Source organism: Paenibacillus taichungensis, from assembly GCF_047302525.1.
GTDB lineage: Bacteria > Bacillota > Bacilli > Paenibacillales > Paenibacillaceae > Paenibacillus > Paenibacillus taichungensis_B.
Genome location: NZ_CP168020.1, coordinates 1,790,787 through 1,810,453, shown reverse-complemented (window position 1 = coordinate 1,810,453; position 19,667 = coordinate 1,790,787). Strand labels below are relative to the sequence as shown.

The following is a 19,667-nucleotide window of genomic DNA, read 5'->3' as shown; positions in this document are numbered from 1 at the left end:
CCCTCTTCTATAAAAGGGGCATGCATTCCATTCATTTTGTACGGACTATATTTGGGTTATGGTGACTTGAGTACGCAGCTCTTCAATGAGTTCCCGAGTAGCCAGGTCATCCGAGAAAGCCGTTGCACTACCCGAAGCAACCCCCGTTCGGAACGCTTCAAGCAGGTCTTCGTTTAATCCAAATGTCCCTACGAATCCACCGATCATGGAATCTCCAGCACCAACCGAGTTCTTGACGATTCCTTTTGGCACGCTCGCATGGTAGACATCTGTTTTGGTAATCAACAGCGCACCTTCTCCTGCCATGGAGATTAACACATGCTTGGCACCTGCTTCCAAAAGCTTGCGACCATAGGTCACCAGTTCCTCTTGAGTGTTGATGGTTACTCCGAAAAGTTCAGCCAGTTCATGATGGTTCGGCTTCACCAGCAGCGGTTCATACACCAGAGCATCCATTAAGGCGGGTCCTGTCGTATCGATTACAAATTCGGCACTCGTTTGTTTGCACACATTGATCAGACGATCGTAGAAATCAGCTCCCAGTGAAGGTGGTACACTTCCCGAAAGAATGACGATATCTCCTTTTTGCAATGCGGATAACTTGTTAAGCAACCCCGCTGCTTCCTCTGGACGAATGGCTGGTCCCAATCCGTTAATCTCTGTCTCTTCTCCATGCTTAAGCTTAATGTTAATTCGGGTATCATCTGCAATGGTAACGAAGTCCGTCAGGATCTCATCTTCCTGCAATTTGTCATTAATGAAACGACCTGTGAACCCTCCCAGAAATCCGAGTGCGGTGTTTTCGGCTCCCAGTTGATTTAGCACTCGCGATACGTTAATGCCTTTGCCTCCAGGAAGTTTCAGGTCCCGATTCATACGATTCAAATCACCAAGCTTCAGATCATCCACTTCCACGATGTAATCAATGGAAGGATTAAGTGTTACGGTATATATCATGGCTATCCCTCAATTATTTTAGTTTTCTGGGCGATTACAGAGCGCCAGTGTTCCGGCATACGTTCTGTGATCAAGTCTGCCTCCTCAAGGTCAAACAGTTTGGCAAAAGTAATTTCCCCAATTTTGCTGGAATCAGCCAGCACGTAAGATCTCCCGGACAATTGATGTGCACGCCTTTTAATCAAGGCTTCCTCTGGATCAGGAGTTGTATACCCCATTTCGGCATCCACTCCGTTGGTTCCGATAAAACATTTATCAAAACGGAAGTTGTCCATGTTCTGTAATGCGATACTGCCAATAACGGCTTTGGTGTGAATTTTCATCATTCCGCCAAGCAGATAGCTGCGTATTCGTTTACTTACCAGCGCTTCTACATGAGAAAGTCCATTCGTCACTACCGTAACGTCCTTGGCTTCAATATAGGGAATCATGGCTAATGTCGTCGTCCCCGCATCCAGATAGATACATTCACCATTATTGATCTCCTGCGCAGCTAAACGAGCAATCGCCGTTTTTTGTTGAATGTTTTTGAACGTTTTTTCTTCCATACCTGGTTCTGGCGTCTTTTCATTCACTAGAGCTGCACCACCATGTATGCGTTTGAGCATCTGACGGCTCTCCAGATCAATTAAATCGCGACGTATCGTTGATTCAGAAGCACCAAGCACATCGACGAGCTCTTGCAGTTTCACAATACCTCTTTCGTGTAAGCGCTCTATAATTGCAGCATATCGTTCTTCAGTTAGCATTTTCATTCCTCCAACTGCTTTTATAGTAACATAAAATCCGTAAAAAACAATCATTTTCATTCAAATTAATTTAAAAACATTCAAAAACCATCAACATTCGACATTTCATAGACATCAAAAATCGCATTCAATCATGAATATCGTTCAAAATCGTTCAATACTTATTTCTTTTCAGATTGTCCATGTCCTCTTTCGTCTTCCATGCATTTGATAATATCGAACGAATAATTTCTTCTCTATTTTCACATGGGAGGTGGCCTTATGGCGAATAATCGAAACAAACGCCGAAAACCCTGTATTCCTCATACAGGCAAAACAAATTCTTCACTACGCTTCGGATGGATTTCCTCCAACTGGAGCGGTTATGCAAGAGCGGGAGACAAAGCTGAATTCAGACGTATCTCGGCTGAATGGAACGTGCCTTTTGTTTTACCATCGTCCAAGTCCTCATACTCCTCAGCCTGGATCGGGATTGATGGATACGAGAATTCCAATCTCATTCAGACTGGAACAGGCCATGATTGGGTTAACGGCCAAGCTAGTTATTATGCCTGGTGGGAAATTCTTCCGGACGTTGAAACGGTCATCCCTTTTCCTGTATCACCGGGAGATCGGATGAGAGCGGCCATTTACAGAATCAATCGAACTCGCTGGTGTATCACACTTCATAACCTGACCCAAAATTGGACTTTCCGCACCGTCCAGCAATATACAGGCCAGCAATCATCCGCGGAGTGGATTGTTGAAGCTCCCTCTGTGGGAAGCGCCATCTCCCGGATGGCAAAAATCACGCCAGTCACCTTCACATGTTGTCGCCTGAACGGTCGCTCCCCCGGCTTCGTCGCCAAAGAGAAAGGCATCATGATTCAACAAAAACAGGTTGTTTCCATTCCAGGAGCACCGGCACCACGAGGAGACTCTTTCGTGGTGAAAAGAAACGACTGAGCCTCCTTCGTTGACAGATTCATTAATGAAAAAAACTGCAATGTGCCGTATTCGGCGTACCATTGCAGAATGGATATTCGGTCATTATGGAATTGACACGAGTCTCTTTTTTCATTTATAGGAATAGCTCAACCCTGTCTGGCTTGGGTTTTACCCAATTTCCTTCTTCATTAATAAATGCACCCTTGAAACGCCCCATCTCCAATTTCTCAATTAGCTTCATCTCATCCAGTACCAGAATTTCGGACAACTGCTGCACACTATAATAATCACTTGGATCGTAATCCAGCAGGATCGGAACAGCCATCTCGTACAGTTCTTTAATTAGATTCTCCAATGAATGACGTCCGAGGTTGTCCATGGTTTGGAAAAACTTCAGATCATGGGACACTAGATTGCGGAACGATTTATCTTTCAAGTTCATCCACAGCGTATTACACGCCTGAACACTCATATAGTTCTGCTCTACATCATAATATTGGATCTCATCAATCTTCATATACTTTTCCTGAAAAGCCACAATTTTGATCAAGGGTTCGTTTCGTTTGCGTGACGCTTTCTTCAAATGGGTTCTGAACCCCTCATAATCCATAATTCTCACAATAATATATCGCCTGCCTTAACGCTGTATAATTCGATATTTTACAGCATTATATAAGCCCCCGTAAATGTAACTTTAGGAAAAGGAAAACCGTACAGCATCTTACCCTGCTGTACGGTCATTTTGAATACTCAGATTCCAACTTCACTTTTCACCCAACTCGCGGTGAATTCCTGTTCGTTATACTTAAAAAATTGCTCCAAGATCTGTTCACGGTCATCCAGGAAAAGCTGATCGGCTACAGCTGAAACCAATTTCGGCACAGCATTCCGTGTCCCCGATATTGCCGAGGCGGAGAGGCCGCAACTTGCAAGTGCAGAGTAGTTAAAGACAAACAACCCACGTAGCTTATCCTCCCCATCCCCATCTCTGCTGGTCATTGCAAAACCGGGACTAAGGTAGGGATGTGCGTCAAGCAGTGCATTCCTTTGTTCCGTCGGAGCTTGAAAACGGTCTGCCCATCGTGCAATGTATGCCTCCACCATTCTGAGCTCGGGACGCAGTGACGGATCACTCACCATACCCGTACTTATGACCAGAAAATCAAAAGAGTGCTGGCCCTGTGGCGTAGTCACTACCGCTTTCCCATCCTTCATCTGTATATCCAGCCAAGGCGCATGAAGATGTAATTGGAAGCCTGGCCATGCAGCGGCCCGGTTGAAGGTATCGTTGGTTGGCGGCTGATTGTATTTGAAAAAATGGGAAATGGTCGCATACTTATCCTCGTCCGACAAAACGTGAAATCTTTCGATCATACCGGATTGTTCCATCTGACGAATCGGGTTAATGCTCGGCAATTGTTCCCTCCGCACAAATACGTGAGCCTCAGCCACACCTGTGGCTAGTGCAAAATTGGCATTATCAAAGGCAGAAGCCCCGCCGCCAAGTATGGCAATCCTTTTTCCTTGTAACCGTTCAAAATCAATCAGTTCTGATGTATGAGCGTACAAATGTCTAGGTACTTTCTCAGCGATCAGGGGTGGTACATGCCACTCCCCGCCACCCTGGATGCCCGTAGCCAAGACAACCTTCCGTGCCAGCAATATATTACTTGGAGCCCCTGCACCTGTAATGTGCAGTCGGTGTATGCCTTCATCTGCAGGTTCAATCAGTCTCAGTTTGACTTCATTTATGACAGGCAGATTAAGCACTTGCCTGTACCAGCGCAGATAGTTCATCCATTCATTGCGCGGAATTTTATCAACTTCATCCCATCCCGAAGGACCTGCTTGCGCCTCCCACCATGCTCGAAACGTCAGCGAAGGAACACCGAGATCAATGGAAGTCAGATGTTTTGGTGTACGTAACGTGACCATACGCGCATAAGTTTCCCAAGGTCCCTCCAACCCAGCGGCATTTTCATCAATGACGAGAATGTTGGATATCCGCTCACGCAGAAATCCAAAAGCAGCCCCCAAACCGCTCTGCCCACCACCTACAATAACGACATCATAGATATGGCCTTCGTCAAGTTCCCGGGGGCGAATCCAATCCGCACCTCCATATGCGAGATAAGCCAGATCATCTTGTACTCGTTGGTTTAATGTTTCAAGGCTCATCATTCCTCAACCCTTTCAACGTCCACTCGTATACTTCTACGAACCGCTCGTTTAATGTTATGTTGGTGTAATAATTTGTTTTGTTGATGGATATTTTGTAAGTCCAAAGCAGCCTAATTCCTTTATCATATGGATAAGGACGACGATTCCGTCTCAATCTCTTACATCATTTTCATTAGGATTAGCGTTATTATATGAGTTGGGGCCATTTTTTTGAATATCACGACAGATTTCTTGTCATCAGACCTAAAAATATCTAACATGCTTGTTAACTATAACGAAACCAAATTTATAACGACTTTGTCCTGTATGTAAAAGACAGATCAGGTTGGATATTAACGATAGATCCAACCTGATCTGTTTTCGTGTTGTCTTATTTCAAATAGATGAAGTGCTAATTAATTAGCTCACGTCAATTCGTATAGAGGACATTTTCCGCTTTTGCAATGCTACACTCTATGTCTAGGACATGTTTTGTGCACCGCCCATTAATGAAGTCATATCAGCATTCATCATTTTGGTTTAGGTCGTAAGCATTAACCGAGTCTTAACTCATTCTAATTATTGATTGATCAATTACAAGTCAACATAACACATTTATTTCTTTTTCAGCTCACTTATCGTCTGTGCAATCCCTTCTTCAAAAGAAGTCATCTTCACCGGCCCAATGCTGTCCTCGTATTTCTTTTTACTCAACACCAGCGGTTCTTCTGTCAAATATAACATTTCAACAACTTCTTTCATTACCGGTACGGCTAATCCAAGCAGCGAAAGTCCTGTTTTGCCGAGGGCTATCACCGGTTTCGCTCTACCCGCCGCCTGTTGTGCAATACGTACGATTTCCTTACCCGATATTACGCCAGCACCAGGGATATTCCAGTTCTGCCGATAGGCATCATCTCTGCTCGCCAACTCCACAACCATGACCGCTGCATCTGGCAAATAGATATATTCTCGTGGCATTTTCATAGTTCCGATAAAAAAAGTCATTTTCCCTTCCGCTATTGCTTCAAGTGTAGACCCCAGGTATGAAGCCTGATTGGCAGTAGGGCCATAATAATCAGGCAAGCGAACAATCATCACTTGCGCTTTGCGCCATTTGCTGCTAAATAACATCTGCTCAAAGGCAAGCCGAGTTTTACCTTTTCGAGTATGCGGCTGCTTTGGATGCTCTTCAGTCACTTCTTTCATTTGTCTTCTGCCATAAGGATAAATCCCGTCAATGACGACCACCTTCAGGCCCAGTTGTTCTGCCGCCTCCATAACGGATTCACCCAGAGGGATCAGCTTGCCCTCCATTTCGTTATAAGGTACATTCGCACAGTGAAACATTACATCAGCTCCTAGTGAAGCAGCTACAATATCATCAGGTCGGAACGCATCTCCCACAGCGATCTGAAGGTAATCAGGAGATCCCAGCTTTACCGCAAGTTGCTCCAGTTTTTGACGTGAGCGGCCAAAAATGATTGTAGAAATGCCACGTTTAATCAATTCCTCTGTAATCGCTGCGCCCGTTCCACCTGTTGCCCCAACTACGATTGCTTTTTTCATTTCATCTCAACCTCTTTCTTTCAATTAGTTATTGATCAATTACTTACTTAAACACAATATAACGCAAATTTAGTGATTGATCAATAACTGAAATACAAAAAGGGACTTTTCCCTTTCTATCTCTCCTTAAGCTCTGGCATATCCAGTGCGGTCGATACATTACATAACATGCCGATTGCCAGGAATATTAACGTTCTTTGCTGTGGATTGGCACTGCCTGCCGCTGTGAAAGCTTCCAATACCATGTCTCGCACCTCTGCGAATCCTTTTTGCATTGCTTGACGGATGACTTCCTCCTGAACCGTCTGCGCCTGCATTTGCAGCAAAATTTCGTTCTTGTGAGACTTAAGAATCTCTTCATAGGCTTCAGTTAACTCGTTCTCCAACTGATCTGGAGTAGCTGTCTCCACCACCGCTCGGAATGAATCAATCACTCGTGTCCAGGATACCTCCAGTGCTGTTAACAGCAAAGCTTCTTTGGTTTTAAAAAAACGAAAGATATACGGTTGCGAAATTTTGGCTCTTTCTGCTACCTGAGCTGTGGTCGCCCGGAAATAGCCGATTTCAGCAAACACCTCAATCGCTGCGGATATGATATCACTGCGTCGATTAACCGATACCGCTGCATTTTTACCCATGATAATCACATCTCCATTCCTTAGTAATTAATTGATCAATAGCTTGAAGTATATAGGAAAGTCTAGTGCATTGCAAAGAGACTCATCACTCCGATCCAGGATAAACCGAACCGACTCGCGCCTCCAACATGCTGTTATCGTCCGGCAGGAATTTGCATGCATCCTCCAATCTAAGCACTGCTTAAAAGCTCTTTTGTCTAAACATCTCTGTGACCACAATTTCATACATAGGTACATTACCTTTCATTATAGTTGATAATTATTCTCAATCACAATATAAATCGATATAAAGTTACTTGAATGGATAACCTACACCTACGGAATTAAGGAGACTATCGCTTTGGAATAGATGGATTTATCTTCTCATGACTACCCTGTTGCAAAATCAAAACACCCATGATATATTAATTGAGCCATCAATGATTGATGCATCAAATATTGATACGTCAAAGATTAACTTAGCAGATTTCACTAGCTAAGCAATGGCATTGTATAATGGCAACTTTATGTATTTTTTTCACATAAGCCGTTGTCATGGTCGAGATTCACCCGGGAGGTCTAGTCATGACACGTGTTTTTTCCAAAGAGGAGCAGATCATCAATCTGCTTAACGGGCTGGGTAACAAGATCAGCCCCAAGTTCGAACGCTGTACGGGCATCAGCTCATCACGCTTTGAGATTTTGCATGAATTGGATCAGGTGGACGAGATTAATCAGTCCATGTTGCAGAAAATCATTAATATCGACAGTGCGGCGATCACTCGCCATCTGAAGCAGCTTGAAGCCGATTCGATGGTCACCAGACGTAAAAATCCGGAAGACAACCGCGTTACCTTTGTCCGCCTTACGGATGAAGGACGGAAGCAAATCGAAGGTTATAAAGTTGAGAAAACCAATTTTATCAATCAGATTCTACAGGATTTTAGTGAAGAAGAAGTTCATCTGCTTGCTGATTTCCTGGAACGAATGCAAAACAATTTCTAAACCCATATATAGAGGAGAGAACCATACATGAGTACATTCCAAAGCACTTTTCAAAAGACAAATGATTTTAACGAAATTACTTACGGCCGCCGGTCTGTAAAACTATACGATCCTGAAGTCAAAATCAGCCGTGAAGAAATGACAGAAATTCTGGCAGAAGCTTCTCGTGCCCCATCTTCCATCAATTTGCAGCCTTGGCGTTTTCTCGTTGTAGATACGGCTGAAGGCAAAGAAAAGCTTGCTCCTCTCGCGAAATTCAACCAAAATCAGGTTTTGACTTCCGCAGCAGTAGTTGGTGTATTTATTGATATGAACAATGTCGAGTACATGGACGAAATTTTTGGTAAAGCTGTCGAGCTCGGTTATATGCCACAGGAAGTCAAGGAAATGCAGCTCAAAACTGTAATGCCTTATTATGAAAATATGCCCGCTTCCGCTCTTCGCGATGTCAATCTGATTGACGCGGGTCTGGCTTCCATGCAATTGATGCTCGCTGCACGTGCTCATGGTTATGATACCAACCCAATCGGCGGTTATGAGAAAGATCAAATTGCTGAAGCATTCGGTATGGATAAAGATCGTTACCAACCTGTTATGCTGATCTCGATCGGTAAATCGGCCAAAGAAGGTCACCCTTCCTACCGTCTGCCTGTTGAGAAAATTACGACTTGGGCATAATATCAGTCAATGTTTTACGTGCTCCAGCACCATTTACATTTCAAACAATAACAACATTCTAAATACACTAATGGAGGTTGAATATTATGATTATCATTCACGCTCACTTGCAAGTTAAACCAGACCAGGAACAAGCTTTTTTGGAAGCGACAAAAGTGCTAATCCCTGCAACACGTAATGAAGAAGGCAACATCAGCTATGATCTCGCTAAAAGTACTGAGCGCGAACATCATTACACGATGATTGAGCTGTGGAAAGACGAAGCCGCTACAGCTTCCCATAATGCAAGCGCCCATTTCCAGGCTTTCGTTCAACAAGCAGCAGCATTCATGGCCGCTCCAATGAACGTTGAAGTATTCGCTGGAGAAGCGGTTAAACGCTAACATATGAGCCTTACATTAATTAATTAAGCAGACCGACGAGATCGTCGGCTTGTGAAAAAGAAACCGCTCCTCGTCATGCTGACGGGCGAGCGGCTTTTTTGATATTGAAAGAAAATCTTTATGATGGCCATTTTAGTTTGTGTATTTTATTTGGTGTATAGATGTTTCATCAGCTCACGGTTCTTCTGCGTGAACAAGTCATTGTGCGAGGAAACCATCCCGTATGTATTGGCTTCGGGTGCCACGTACAGTTTGGCTTTGTTCACAGCATTGGCTGCGTCCTGGAACGCTCCTGCGATCAAATGAAGCTTCCCTTCATGATGCAAAATATCTCCCGCAGCAAAAATGCCCGGTACGGATGTTTCGCTGACTGGTGTGCCTGCGATCCAATGATCCTTCATATCAATCTTAATATGACTGTTCACCAGCAATTCCTTGTCCCGCTCATAACCGTAGTTAATGATTACTTCATCCACAGCCAGCTCCAGTGAAGCCCCGTCCTCATTACGTTTCAGTACAACCGTCTCAATCTGTTGATGATCGTCTGTAGCGACCAACTTCTCAATCATTGTATTGAGCAAGCATTCGACTGGACTGTTCTCAAGACGTGACACTTCAGCTTCATGACCTTTCAGCGTATCTTTCCGATACGTTAAATAGACTTGCTTGGCAATAAGGGCGAGCTCGTTCGCCCAATCAATCGCCGCATTACCACCACCCGAGATCAGAACCGTTTTGTCCTTGAAGCGGGAGAGCGATTTGACTGTATAATGTAAGTTTGTAACCTCGAAACGTTCTGCACCTTCAATCTCCAGCTTAATCGGCTTCAGAATTCCTCCACCAATGGCTAAAATCACAGTTTTGGAGTAATGTTTTTCTTCAGAGGCTGTGTGCAGTACGAAGGTTCCTTGCTCATCCTTGGATATGGACGTGACCTTTTCTCCAAGAACAACCTCTGGCTGGAAAGTCAGTCCCTGATTGACCATTTGTTCGATCAGTTGTGCGCCCGGAACGGGTTGTAATCCCCCTATATCCCAGATCATTTTTTCAGGATACACATGCACCTTACCGCCCAGATAAGGCTGAAATTCAATGATTTTGGTTTTCATTTCACGCAAACCGCTATAAAAAGCAGAAAATAATCCGGCAGGCCCACCACCAATAATCGTTATATCAAACACTTCATGATCTTTCATCTTGAATACCCTCATTTCCGAATTGGTTTGTCCAACATTCTTCTTCCATTTATTCCTGCATGGTTGGAACGGCCGAGGACTTCCAAACCTTTTATAATAATGATTCTCATTATCATTTAATACTATAGCAAGGATCATTGAAAATGCGAATGCACAATTCACCAATATGAGATGTATTATTGTCTAATGGAGGCTTAATCAAGATGCGTGTATTCCGAAGGAGAAACACCAAATTTACTTTTAAAAATTCGACTGAAATAGAGCGGATTGGTATAACCAACACTGATCGCAACATCGCGAATCAAATAACTACCTGATTTCAGCAGCTCCCCTGCCCTCTCCATGCGATAATGGATGACATAGTCAATTGGGCGGAATCCCGTGTATTTGTGAAAAAAGTAGGAGAAACGCTTTGAACTCATGCCATGTAACTCTGCTAACTCGTCCAGTGTCAACAGATTCATGTAATGTCCATGTATATAAGAGATGGCTTGCTCGATCACCTTCTCACTCGGCGAAGTTCCACCTTCCCGTTGACTGCAGCCTGTAAAAACCTGAACCATGATGCTCAAAAATAATTCTTTGACTCGAAGTTTGCCAATTCCCCCTTGCGCGTGTAATTGTTCCTGCAGCATAACCAGTAATTCAACAACCCTTGGATTGGCCCCGGAGTCCAATTTGAAATGAGAGTCGCATTCCTGAATGCTGTCGCCCTTTTCCAATTGGTCAAAACTATAAAATACTAAATAATATTCATACTCTGAATGACCATACACTTGTGAGTCCAACTGCATGCCTGGTGCTGCATGAAAAACGGACCCGGGCTGTAATTCGTATATCGTTCCATTCACTGACATGCTGGCTTCTCCCCGTACCACAAAAAGAAATCCATGATTTAATGTTCTGAAATCACGCAATATACTTTTGGGCTGCAAAACCAATCGATTAATTCCATCTATTTTAAACGAATTATCTGCAAATATTGAAGCTAATTGATCCACATCTGTCATGGTAATTCCACCTATCTTTTAGAATCGGTTTTAAACTGTGCTTTTTTTATCTTATCACACGTATCAAGTCATACTGGGTAGCCTAAGCTTTACCTTCTCCACGTCAAAACTATAAACAAAGGCTATCCCTTGTCTTGACGACAAAAGATAGCCTGATTAGCTAAGTGTTTAATTAGTCTAAAGCTTTTTAGATTATTTCTTCAATAATAAATAGACAAAATAAGGCACACCGATTAGGGAGACCATAATTCCTGCCGCAATTCCATCAGGATCAACCAGGTTGCGCCCAACGGTATCGGCAATTAATAGAAGCCAACCTCCAAGCAGAACGGCAACAGGAATAAATAACGAGTTACGTGGACCGACCAGCGCTTTAGCGATGTGTGGAGCCATCAAACCGATAAACGCGATTCCTCCCGTAACGGATACAGCAGAAGCGGCGGCTGCAACAGCAATCACCATGAGTACCAAGCGTTCCCGCTCCAGCTTCAACCCCACTCCGATCGCTGTTTCTTCGTTCAGTCCCATGAGATCAAGCCGTCTGGTTCTGAGCAAAGTAAGTGGGATTAACACAATGAGCCAGGGCAGCAAAGCCCATATGAATGGCCAGTCTGCCCCCCATATGTTTCCGGATATCCATTTGGCAATAAAGTCGACCTTGGAGCGCTCCGCCGAAGATATGATGACGATCATGATGCCTGACAGCGCCATCGAGAATCCAACCCCGACCAGCACCATTTTTATGGGATCAAGTCCCTTGGTCCGGCTATAGGAGAACAGATAGATGAGCGCCGCAGTCAGTAATGCACCGATAAAAGCAGCTAACGGCAACATATAAACGAACGTGCCCGCTTCAATCGGGAAATACAGAAAGAAGATCGCAACGGCAACACCTGCACCGGAATTGATTCCGATGATACCTGGATCGGCCAAGTCATTACGCGTAATACTCTGCAAAATGGAGCCTGACAGCGCAAGCGCCATACCAGCTAGTAATGTAATAAAAATTCGAGGTAATCGGACCGAAAACAGAACAAAGTCTTCTTTAAATGTGCCTTGACCAAATAACACCGGAATTACCCTTTTGAAAGACAACGAGGAATAACCCCAGCTCATACCTACCACAGCCGTGATGAGGATCAGCAGCAAACACACGAGCAGAATCAGTCGTTGCTTGCGAATTCGCGCAGACATTGTCATGAGAACGCTTTGCCCCCTCTACGCACAACGAACAGGAAGAAAGGTAAACCAAGCATGGAAGCAATGGCGACCACAGGTGTTTCGTAAGGTGCATTTATCGTTCGACCCAGTGTTTCGGCAAGCAGCATAAACGATGCTCCGGCAAAAATGGATACGGGTATAATATACCGATAGTCCGTGCCCACCAATTTACGGACAATATGGGGGATCATTAAGCCAACAAAGGCCATGTTTCCGATCAATGCAACCGACGCTCCGGTAAGTACGATGACCAGCAGGAACAGAACAGTTTTGACGAGTACAAGCTTCTGCCCCAGTCCAGTCGCCACCTCATCGCTCAGGCTAAGAATGTTGATCTGGTTGGAAAGAAACAGAACTACAGCTAGACCAATCAGTATGACAGGCGCAATGGCTTGAATCTGGCCCCATGTCGTTCCGATGAGTCCTCCCGAAGTCCACATGGATACATCCTTGGAAATTTTGAAAAAGATACTGATGCCATCCGAGATGGCATACATAAAAGCGGATACAGCTGCCCCGGCCAGTACTACCCGGATAGGAGATAAGCTCCCTCTCCGCATCGAGCCGAGCACAATAACCCATGCTGCTCCAAGTGCAGCACCAACAAAACAAGCGACCATAATCCCAAAATATCCGAGTGATGGCATGAAGACAAAAGCTAGGGCGAGTGCCATATTGGCACCTGAAGTCAGACCGAGCAGTCCAGGATCAGCCAGCGGATTGCGAGTAATTCCCTGCATGATGCCTCCGGAGACGGCGAGAGCCGCTCCGATCAGCATGGCAGCGAGTTCCCGTGGAAGTCTGATCTCTCGCAGAATAAGAATATTATCGTTCTTAGTCGCAGAGGTCAGGGTCAGCCACAGATTGCGGAATGTCGTTTCTTCTGCGCCAAACATCATGGCGATGATGAAGCACACAATAAGTATGAGTACACTACCCAGCAGCTTGGTTGCAAACCGAAAAGGAAGTCGTTTATTTTTCATCGCATTCAATGTTTACTTGCCAAGAAAATGTTGGATAAAGAATTCCAGCTGGTATTCCATGCTCAATGGATCATTGAAATAGAATGCCTTGGCATCAGCTTCAAATACTCGATTATTTTTCACCGCATCAATATTATTGTATGTTTCGGTATTTTGGAACGAATTGTCCTCGTCGGCATTTTTACTGAATATTACAAAGTCACCCATGTAGTCTTTCAGTACTTCGTTCGATACAGCAAAGAATCCGTCTTTCTTGGTAGCTTCCTTGACCTTATCTGGCATACCTAAGCCGAATTGATCATACAGTATTTCCGTTCCACGTCCGAATTTTTCGCCATAAACATAGAGTTGCTTATTGAACGTTTCAATAACGGATACACTCGCATTGGCGCCAATTTTGGCTTTGATTTCTTCCCCTACTTTTTTGCTTCGAGCGTCAAAATCGTCAACCCAGGCCTGTGCTTCTTTTTCTTTGTTCACAAGCTTTCCGATCTCCAGTTGTTGCTTGAGGAAGTCCACCTTACCATATGTATAGGTGACTGTTGGAGCAATCTGCTTCAGCTTATCTACGTTCTTGATATCCGACAGGCCGATAATCAGATCTGGGTTCAATTCAATAATTTTCTCCAGACTTTCGTCGGTAACCGCCTCTGTATTCGCCAGTTTATCTTTAAAATTCGGGTTCTCCTTGGACATTTCATCCACACCAACCAGTGGCACATCCAGTGCCATCACGTTTCCTGTCAGGAATCGGGTCAGCACAACCACACGTTGCGGGTGGGAAGGAACTTCCACAGGACCTGTCTCCGATTGATAAGTGAACGTACCTGAATCTGACTCGGATGAAGAACCTGCTGAATCCGTGTTCGAAGAAGTGGATTCGTTGGATGTAGTTGCATTCCCCGTTGTATCTTTGGCTGAGTTGCTTCCACAAGCGCTAAGCAATAAAACCAGAACTAATATAAATGGAACAAAAAGCTTTCTCATTAGATGACTCTCTCCCTTTTCTCTTTGAATATGAAAATCATTCTCATTACAATAGCTAATTATAGGCATGCAGGATGAACCTAACCATGCCTTTTTGTTTGAGAAAACCTTTGGATTATTGGATGCCAGTCCATAAGGATACAGCCCGTCCAAGCTGCAAACGAATGGAAACCGGATTGTAGGGTATCCACTCTTCCTGCTCCAGATGATAGATCCGATTTTGCTTCACTGCCTCGAGCCCTTTCCAGTATTCCGAGTTAAATATACCTTCTGAGTGAGCCTTTGACCCTTTTTCATCTGGAAAAACAATGACGAGCATACGAGTGCCCTCGTAATCCTGAAGTTCAGACAGTTGGATAGATACCGAATGAAATTGATCGCCAAACCTCTGTATTTCCTGGGCAATCTTGGCCGGAGGACGTAATGCGAGCGATTGATACATCACATATCCGACATTTCTGATTCCATATATTTGTAAGGTATCCGGTTTTATGACGAGAATGGTCAGCGTCTCATTCACAATCTGACTCGTTTGAATGGCTTCCCGTGCCTGCTGTTCTTCCCTTTCAAAGTCTGCCAGCCATTGTTCTGCCTTCTCCACCCTTTGAATCGCCTGTGCGATAAACCGCAGATGTTCTTTCCACCCAAGCTCCATCCACGCAATTTCAACAATAGGAGCGATGGATCTCAGACGTTCAGAACTTAATCCGTTCATATGTAGATGCTGATTTGCTGCAATGATGAGCTCAATATTAGCATCTAGCAATGCGGGCTTTATTTGTTCAGGTGAACTGTCAGAATGGATAAAACGTATCGTTTGAGGTGGGCTAACTCCCTCTGTGCTTACATATTCGCTGCTTTCCGAGATGACGATCGCTGGTTCCAATCCAAGTAACATCAGATGGCTTGCATAAGGTGCACACCACACAGCCACTCGTTGAAAAGGTCTGCGGCGTGTGTAACCTGAAGGACTTTCTCCTGTCTGCTGCTTGAAGCGGCGGCTAAGATAGAATTCATCCTTATATCCAACTTTGAGCGCGATCTCACGAAGTGAAGCGGACCCGCCAATCAATAACTCTTTTGCACGGTGAACACGCAAGCGTGAGAGATACTCATTCGGTGCGAATCCAGTAATCTGCTTAAAAAGAGTGGAGTAGTGAGACCGACTGACCCCCGCAATTTCGGAAAGTCCTTCGGTTGTTATTTTCTCACTAAAATGGTTCTCCATAAATGCGATGCTGCGTTCCATGGACGGCTGCTCACTCGCAATATATCTTGCTTCCATTCGCTCCAACAAACTCAGCAGAACTTGATGAAACAGAATCTGGTTACTCATATGCTTGACTTCATTGCCAGGTAAACGATACATATAGAGCTCCTCAAGCTGAGCTGCAATCGCAGGTTCATAAAACTTAATAAGAGTTTCTGCTGCAAGCACACTGGACCGTCCCATGGCTATCATTGGCAGTGATCTCTTCTGTTCTTGCGTGCGAATGGAGAGGGTGTATATATGAAGTGGATGCATCTGATTCCCCTGTATAACAACATCACTCTTCGCCGGAATAAGGATTACCATACCATCGGTGAGTTCGTATATGTGGTCGTCGAGATGAAGTGAACCCTGACCACTTGAAACGGCCAACAGAACGGTTAGGTTCTCATGGATTCTATGTATCGGCATGGTTGACGTACTATACAATGATTGAATGCTGTCTGCTGTATATATTGGAAAATAGGACTCTGCCCATTCCGAGTTGTTCATTTTCTTATCCTCCGTGACTGTTATGACTGTTAGCGGAAAACTAAACTAATCATTCCGTTCTGGGGTCACTCAGTCCACTTACTGATGATGGGATGATGCCTGATAAACGGCTCTGCATGACTATTTTAACATTATGGCTTCCTCCAGAATACTAGCGTTCAATTATAAATAGCTTATACGATTGACTCCCTAACTATGTGAGAGGTCACAAGGATGATTAGCATCGTTCAATTCAATGCAAAAACACGCCATAAATGGCGTGTCTTTTTTACTGCTATATGGAGCCTAGGGGGATCGAACCCCTGACCTCATCGCTGCCAGCGATGCGCTCTCCCAGCTGAGCTAAGGCCCCAGAATTATGAATGTAACAAGTTGTCCAACGCTGCAATGCTCCGCAGGCGACTCCTATATCATATAAAATACAGCTTTTGCTGTCAACAACTTTTTCTTATAGCTAAAGTGATTGGAGAAGAACAACCTTTTTTACTGGAACACACAGATGGTAACCCCAGAATGCTCTTCCCCTTTACCCGTTTCACTAATCCTCGTTGTTGTCTTTGGGCAATAGGGATTTCAGTTCTTTCATGAACATATTGATGTCTTTGAATTGACGGTATACCGAAGCAAAGCGCACATAGGCTACTTCATCCACTGGAAACAGCTGTTCCATCAGCAGCTCGCCAATCTGACGGCTCTCTACTTCTGCATCGGCTGTATTTCGCAGAGACTTCTCTACCTCAGATACCATCATTTCCAGTGTCTCCACAGAGACCGGACGTTTCTCACAAGCCCGAATGAGGCCACGGAGAATCTTATCCCGGCTAAATTCTTCACGACTGCCATCTTTCTTGATGACGATCAGAGGTGTTTCTTCCACCATTTCAAAAGTTGTAAATCGACGGCTACATTGCTCACACTCACGACGACGACGAATCGATTTCGATTCATTGGCCGGCCTTGAATCAAGCACCTTTGTGCCCAGATAGGCGCAATAAGGACATTTCAAATCAGATCACTTCCCATGTTTTACTTTTTACCAGAAATTGCCTGCATGCATTTAGTTATGAAAATCGTATTGCCGACACATAATACTTTTACCAACCGCGAGGAGGTGAACAGCAATGGCACAAAGCAATGGTAACTCCAACAACCTGGTGGTAACTAAAGCTTCCGCAGCTCTGGAACAACTGAAATATGAAGTTGCTCAAGAACTCGGAATCAGCATCCCACAAGACGGATACCAAGGTAACATGACTTCTTACGAGAACGGTTCAATCGGTGGATACATCACGAAGCGTCTGGTAACAATTGCAGAACAGCAATTGGCAGGTCAATACCAATAATATCTGCATCGTAATACGGTACACAGAGGAGCATGGAGCGGCCGGTGAATAACCGGCCTGCTCGGTGCTTCTACTTATTTTAAACCATGAATCCAGAGTGTATTAACTTAGAACGTATTATAGATCTTTACATATTGATTATAATAATAAATGACGCGTTGTACATAGTGCCGGGTTTCACCAAACGGAATATCTTTGACCGTCTCGAATGAACCGTCCCATACGCCATCCCTTAACCATGAGTTCACTTTACCTGGACCTGCATTGTAAGCAGCAATCATAGCCGCTTCATTCCCGTCAAATTGATCTGACAAATTGCGTAGATACCAGGTACCCAGCTGGATATTCCTTTCAGGCTCGTGCTTCAATTCTTCCAGTGAGGTGCCCGGTATTTTAGCCTGCTCCATAATCCAGTTCGCGGTGTCGGGCATCAGCTGCATTAATCCGATGGCACCTCTCTTGGATTCCTTGCTTGTCTTAAAATTGGTCTCCACCTTGATGATGGAAGCTATGAGAAACGGATCAACCTCATAACTCTGAGACTGGGCACGAATCTCTTCCTTATAATGAATCGGATAGAACCATGACATCCAATTGGTATTCAAGAACAGCACCAATACAAAAGACACAAACATCAACAACAATACCCGTTTCTTACGCAGCAATCTCATAATAGGCCCTTACGATGCAAAAATGAAATGATTTGCTGCTCCGTCTCTGACCACAAGCCGCTGTTGTCGATAACCACGTCAGCACGCTGCTTCTTATCTTCAATATCCATCTGCACGTCTATACGGGCATCTGCCTGTTCGGCCGTCATTCCATCCCGGCTCATCAGTCGATCCCGCTGCACAGACCTCGGAACATATACAACCATCACTTCTTCGAAGCCATCCTCCAGCCCTGACTCGTACAACAATGGAATATCCGATACGACCAGCTTGTCCGGATGTTCAAGCTCATAAAGGGCAGCGCGCTTGCGCATCTCCTTGCGGATCGCAGGATGTGTAATAGCCTCCAGTACCTTACGTTCCTCTGGATTCTGAAATACAATACTGCCCAGCTTTTTCCGATCCAGTGTTCCGTCCTCATTCAATATGGCTTGTCCGAACCGCTGAACAGCCGCAGCCAAAACGGGATGCCCGGGCAGCATTACTTCCCGGGCAATAACATCTGCATCAATGAGCAACGCTCCCTTACTGGCGAGAAAAGCGGACACACTGCTTTTGCCTGTCGCGATCCCGCCGGTTAAGCCAATATTCATTATTTCACCTCACAACAACTTCATTATTCCCATAAACATTAATAATAGCGCAGGTAGCACGGATAATCTTCGCATCCAACGCAGAGCAGCAAAGCGCAATCCAACTTTCATGCCGAGTGACAGAAATACCCCACTAAACAACGCAATAACTAATGCTGTCCACAAAGTTGGGAATCCCAATAATGCTGCCCCCAGTCCTGCACCGAAAGCATCCAGAGAAAGGGCTATACCCAGCCACATTGCTTCTTGGACGGATATACTGCCCGAGTTATCCATATCCGCCTTCGAGGGACTACGCAGGATTTGAATAACAACACCCAGCTTCCGCAGCTCAAGTGTAAAGACCATTCGTTCTAGAGATCCTCCAGAAGCAGATGGCTCAAGCTCAAGCGCGAGCACCTGGTTTCTGCCCTTCGATTGAGCTTCTTGTGAGGCTTGCGTACCACTGCGGATTGTTCCTGCTCCCGTTTCCTCACCCACTCCATTATCCGTTTCCAGCTGTTCCTTGCCTCGTTTTCGAATGAGTTGCAGCAACGACCATGCGCCAATACCGATCAGAATAACCGCTCCAACAATCGAAGCCACGTCCGGAGATACTACATGAGACAGAAGCACACCTACTTGCATGGATAACGCAATAACTAGACCCGAACAGATGGAAATGACGACAATGGATAACAGCGGAATTTTAGTCCTCCGCAGCCCATATGTAATCCCGACTCCAAAACCATCTAAACTAAGCGCCAAAGCAAGCGCCAGTAATGAAATAAAATGATGCAGCACCCCGGATTCCTCCCCTGTGCGGAACTCGTTCCAACTGGCGGCTGCCAGTATGGGTATACGCCCGCTTATTTCT

At 44.8% G+C, this 19,667-nt stretch carries 21 protein-coding genes and 1 tRNA gene; 5 read left to right on the top strand and 17 right to left on the bottom strand.

Features of this window, described 5'->3' with window-relative positions; translation table 11 throughout:
* Nucleotides 1-45: 45 nt before the first annotated feature.
* Both pfkB and ACDJ58_RS08430 read right to left on the bottom strand, forming a co-directional pair.
* Nucleotides 46-957, bottom strand: a complete 912-nt coding sequence (pfkB, locus tag ACDJ58_RS08435) for a 1-phosphofructokinase (RefSeq protein WP_413377054.1) — start codon at nucleotides 955-957, stop codon at nucleotides 46-48.
* A 2-nt stretch (nucleotides 958-959) separates the two neighbouring features.
* Nucleotides 960-1,706: a DeoR/GlpR family DNA-binding transcription regulator gene (locus tag ACDJ58_RS08430; RefSeq protein ID WP_413377053.1), complete on the bottom strand. Its 747-nt coding sequence runs from the start codon at nucleotides 1,704-1,706 to the stop codon at nucleotides 960-962.
* Nucleotides 1,707-1,967: 261 nt separating this feature from the next.
* Here ACDJ58_RS08430 and ACDJ58_RS08425 point away from each other — a divergent pair, with 261 nt between their 5' ends.
* Nucleotides 1,968-2,651 carry a G1 family glutamic endopeptidase gene (locus ACDJ58_RS08425; protein WP_413377051.1) on the top strand — a complete coding sequence of 228 codons (684 nt, stop codon included), beginning with the start codon at nucleotides 1,968-1,970 and terminating at the stop codon, nucleotides 2,649-2,651.
* A gap of 115 nt (nucleotides 2,652-2,766) precedes the next feature.
* Here the strand turns inward: ACDJ58_RS08425 and ACDJ58_RS08420 are convergent, their stop codons facing one another.
* From ACDJ58_RS08420 to ACDJ58_RS08405, 4 genes are all read right to left on the bottom strand, one after another.
* The gene (locus ACDJ58_RS08420) at nucleotides 2,767-3,216 is read right to left on the bottom strand and encodes a hypothetical protein (protein WP_413377049.1); all 450 of its coding nucleotides are present in this window, start codon (nucleotides 3,214-3,216) and stop codon (nucleotides 2,767-2,769) included.
* Between the two features lie 167 nt (nucleotides 3,217-3,383).
* Nucleotides 3,384-4,811, bottom strand: coding sequence for an NAD(P)-binding domain-containing protein (locus ACDJ58_RS08415; RefSeq protein ID WP_413379550.1), 1,428 nt, complete (start codon nucleotides 4,809-4,811; stop codon nucleotides 3,384-3,386).
* A 597-nt stretch (nucleotides 4,812-5,408) separates the two neighbouring features.
* Nucleotides 5,409-6,362 (bottom strand): NAD-dependent epimerase/dehydratase family protein, encoded by a 954-nt coding sequence (locus ACDJ58_RS08410; protein ID WP_413377047.1) that lies wholly within the window; start codon nucleotides 6,360-6,362, stop codon nucleotides 5,409-5,411.
* Between the two features lie 116 nt (nucleotides 6,363-6,478).
* Nucleotides 6,479-7,000 (bottom strand): TetR/AcrR family transcriptional regulator, encoded by a 522-nt coding sequence (locus tag ACDJ58_RS08405; RefSeq protein ID WP_413377045.1) that lies wholly within the window; start codon nucleotides 6,998-7,000, stop codon nucleotides 6,479-6,481.
* A gap of 564 nt (nucleotides 7,001-7,564) precedes the next feature.
* Here ACDJ58_RS08405 and ACDJ58_RS08400 point away from each other — a divergent pair.
* The 3 genes from ACDJ58_RS08400 (at nucleotide 7,565) to ACDJ58_RS08390 (ending at nucleotide 9,045) form a co-directional block, all read left to right on the top strand.
* Nucleotides 7,565-7,984 carry a MarR family winged helix-turn-helix transcriptional regulator gene (locus ACDJ58_RS08400; RefSeq protein WP_063568299.1) on the top strand — a complete coding sequence of 140 codons (420 nt, stop codon included), beginning with the start codon at nucleotides 7,565-7,567 and terminating at the stop codon, nucleotides 7,982-7,984.
* A 27-nt stretch (nucleotides 7,985-8,011) separates the two neighbouring features.
* Nucleotides 8,012-8,662 carry a nitroreductase family protein gene (locus ACDJ58_RS08395; RefSeq protein ID WP_413377043.1) on the top strand — a complete coding sequence of 217 codons (651 nt, stop codon included), beginning with the start codon at nucleotides 8,012-8,014 and terminating at the stop codon, nucleotides 8,660-8,662.
* 86 nt (nucleotides 8,663-8,748) lie between these two features.
* Nucleotides 8,749-9,045: a putative quinol monooxygenase gene (locus tag ACDJ58_RS08390; RefSeq protein ID WP_053783565.1), complete on the top strand. Its 297-nt coding sequence runs from the start codon at nucleotides 8,749-8,751 to the stop codon at nucleotides 9,043-9,045.
* Nucleotides 9,046-9,191: 146 nt separating this feature from the next.
* Here the strand turns inward: ACDJ58_RS08390 and ACDJ58_RS08385 are convergent, their stop codons facing one another.
* The 8 genes from ACDJ58_RS08385 to nrdR form a co-directional block, all read right to left on the bottom strand.
* Nucleotides 9,192-10,241, bottom strand: coding sequence for an NAD(P)/FAD-dependent oxidoreductase (locus ACDJ58_RS08385; protein ID WP_413377041.1), 1,050 nt, complete (start codon nucleotides 10,239-10,241; stop codon nucleotides 9,192-9,194).
* A gap of 194 nt (nucleotides 10,242-10,435) precedes the next feature.
* A complete protein-coding gene (locus ACDJ58_RS08380) occupies nucleotides 10,436-11,251 on the bottom strand; it encodes a helix-turn-helix domain-containing protein (RefSeq protein WP_413377039.1) in 816 nt (271 codons plus the stop codon).
* A gap of 192 nt (nucleotides 11,252-11,443) precedes the next feature.
* A complete protein-coding gene (locus ACDJ58_RS08375; protein ID WP_413377036.1) occupies nucleotides 11,444-12,451 on the bottom strand; it encodes a FecCD family ABC transporter permease in 1,008 nt (335 codons plus the stop codon).
* Nucleotides 12,448-13,455 (bottom strand): FecCD family ABC transporter permease, encoded by a 1,008-nt coding sequence (locus ACDJ58_RS08370; protein ID WP_413377034.1) that lies wholly within the window; start codon nucleotides 13,453-13,455, stop codon nucleotides 12,448-12,450. Before ACDJ58_RS08370 ends, ACDJ58_RS08375 begins: the two co-directional genes overlap by 4 nt.
* A gap of 12 nt (nucleotides 13,456-13,467) precedes the next feature.
* Nucleotides 13,468-14,442 (bottom strand): iron-hydroxamate ABC transporter substrate-binding protein, encoded by a 975-nt coding sequence (locus tag ACDJ58_RS08365; RefSeq protein ID WP_413377032.1) that lies wholly within the window; start codon nucleotides 14,440-14,442, stop codon nucleotides 13,468-13,470.
* A 115-nt stretch (nucleotides 14,443-14,557) separates the two neighbouring features.
* On the bottom strand, nucleotides 14,558-16,204 hold the full coding sequence (locus tag ACDJ58_RS08360) for a helix-turn-helix domain-containing protein (RefSeq protein ID WP_413377030.1): 1,647 nt from the start codon (nucleotides 16,202-16,204) through the stop codon (nucleotides 14,558-14,560).
* 279 nt (nucleotides 16,205-16,483) lie between these two features.
* Nucleotides 16,484-16,556, bottom strand: a tRNA-Ala gene (locus ACDJ58_RS08355).
* Between the two features lie 186 nt (nucleotides 16,557-16,742).
* Complete coding sequence (gene nrdR / locus ACDJ58_RS08350) at nucleotides 16,743-17,210, bottom strand: transcriptional regulator NrdR (RefSeq protein ID WP_413377029.1); 468 nt, start codon at nucleotides 17,208-17,210, stop codon at nucleotides 16,743-16,745.
* 115 nt (nucleotides 17,211-17,325) lie between these two features.
* Between nrdR and ACDJ58_RS08345 the strand changes: the two genes are divergently transcribed.
* Nucleotides 17,326-17,547 (top strand): alpha/beta-type small acid-soluble spore protein, encoded by a 222-nt coding sequence (locus ACDJ58_RS08345; protein ID WP_053783555.1) that lies wholly within the window; start codon nucleotides 17,326-17,328, stop codon nucleotides 17,545-17,547.
* A 107-nt stretch (nucleotides 17,548-17,654) separates the two neighbouring features.
* Here the strand turns inward: ACDJ58_RS08345 and ACDJ58_RS08340 are convergent, their stop codons facing one another.
* The 3 genes from ACDJ58_RS08340 to ACDJ58_RS08330 are packed head-to-tail and all read right to left on the bottom strand — an operon-like array spanning nucleotide 17,655 to nucleotide 19,594.
* The gene (locus ACDJ58_RS08340) at nucleotides 17,655-18,218 is read right to left on the bottom strand and encodes a lytic transglycosylase domain-containing protein (protein WP_063568107.1); all 564 of its coding nucleotides are present in this window, start codon (nucleotides 18,216-18,218) and stop codon (nucleotides 17,655-17,657) included.
* Nucleotides 18,215-18,811: a dephospho-CoA kinase gene (gene coaE, locus ACDJ58_RS08335; RefSeq protein WP_413377026.1), complete on the bottom strand. Its 597-nt coding sequence runs from the start codon at nucleotides 18,809-18,811 to the stop codon at nucleotides 18,215-18,217. The genes ACDJ58_RS08340 and coaE overlap by 4 nt, the downstream gene beginning before the upstream one ends.
* A gap of 9 nt (nucleotides 18,812-18,820) precedes the next feature.
* Nucleotides 18,821-19,594, bottom strand: coding sequence for a manganese efflux pump (locus tag ACDJ58_RS08330; protein WP_053783552.1), 774 nt, complete (start codon nucleotides 19,592-19,594; stop codon nucleotides 18,821-18,823).
* Nucleotides 19,595-19,667: the final 73 nt, after the last annotated feature.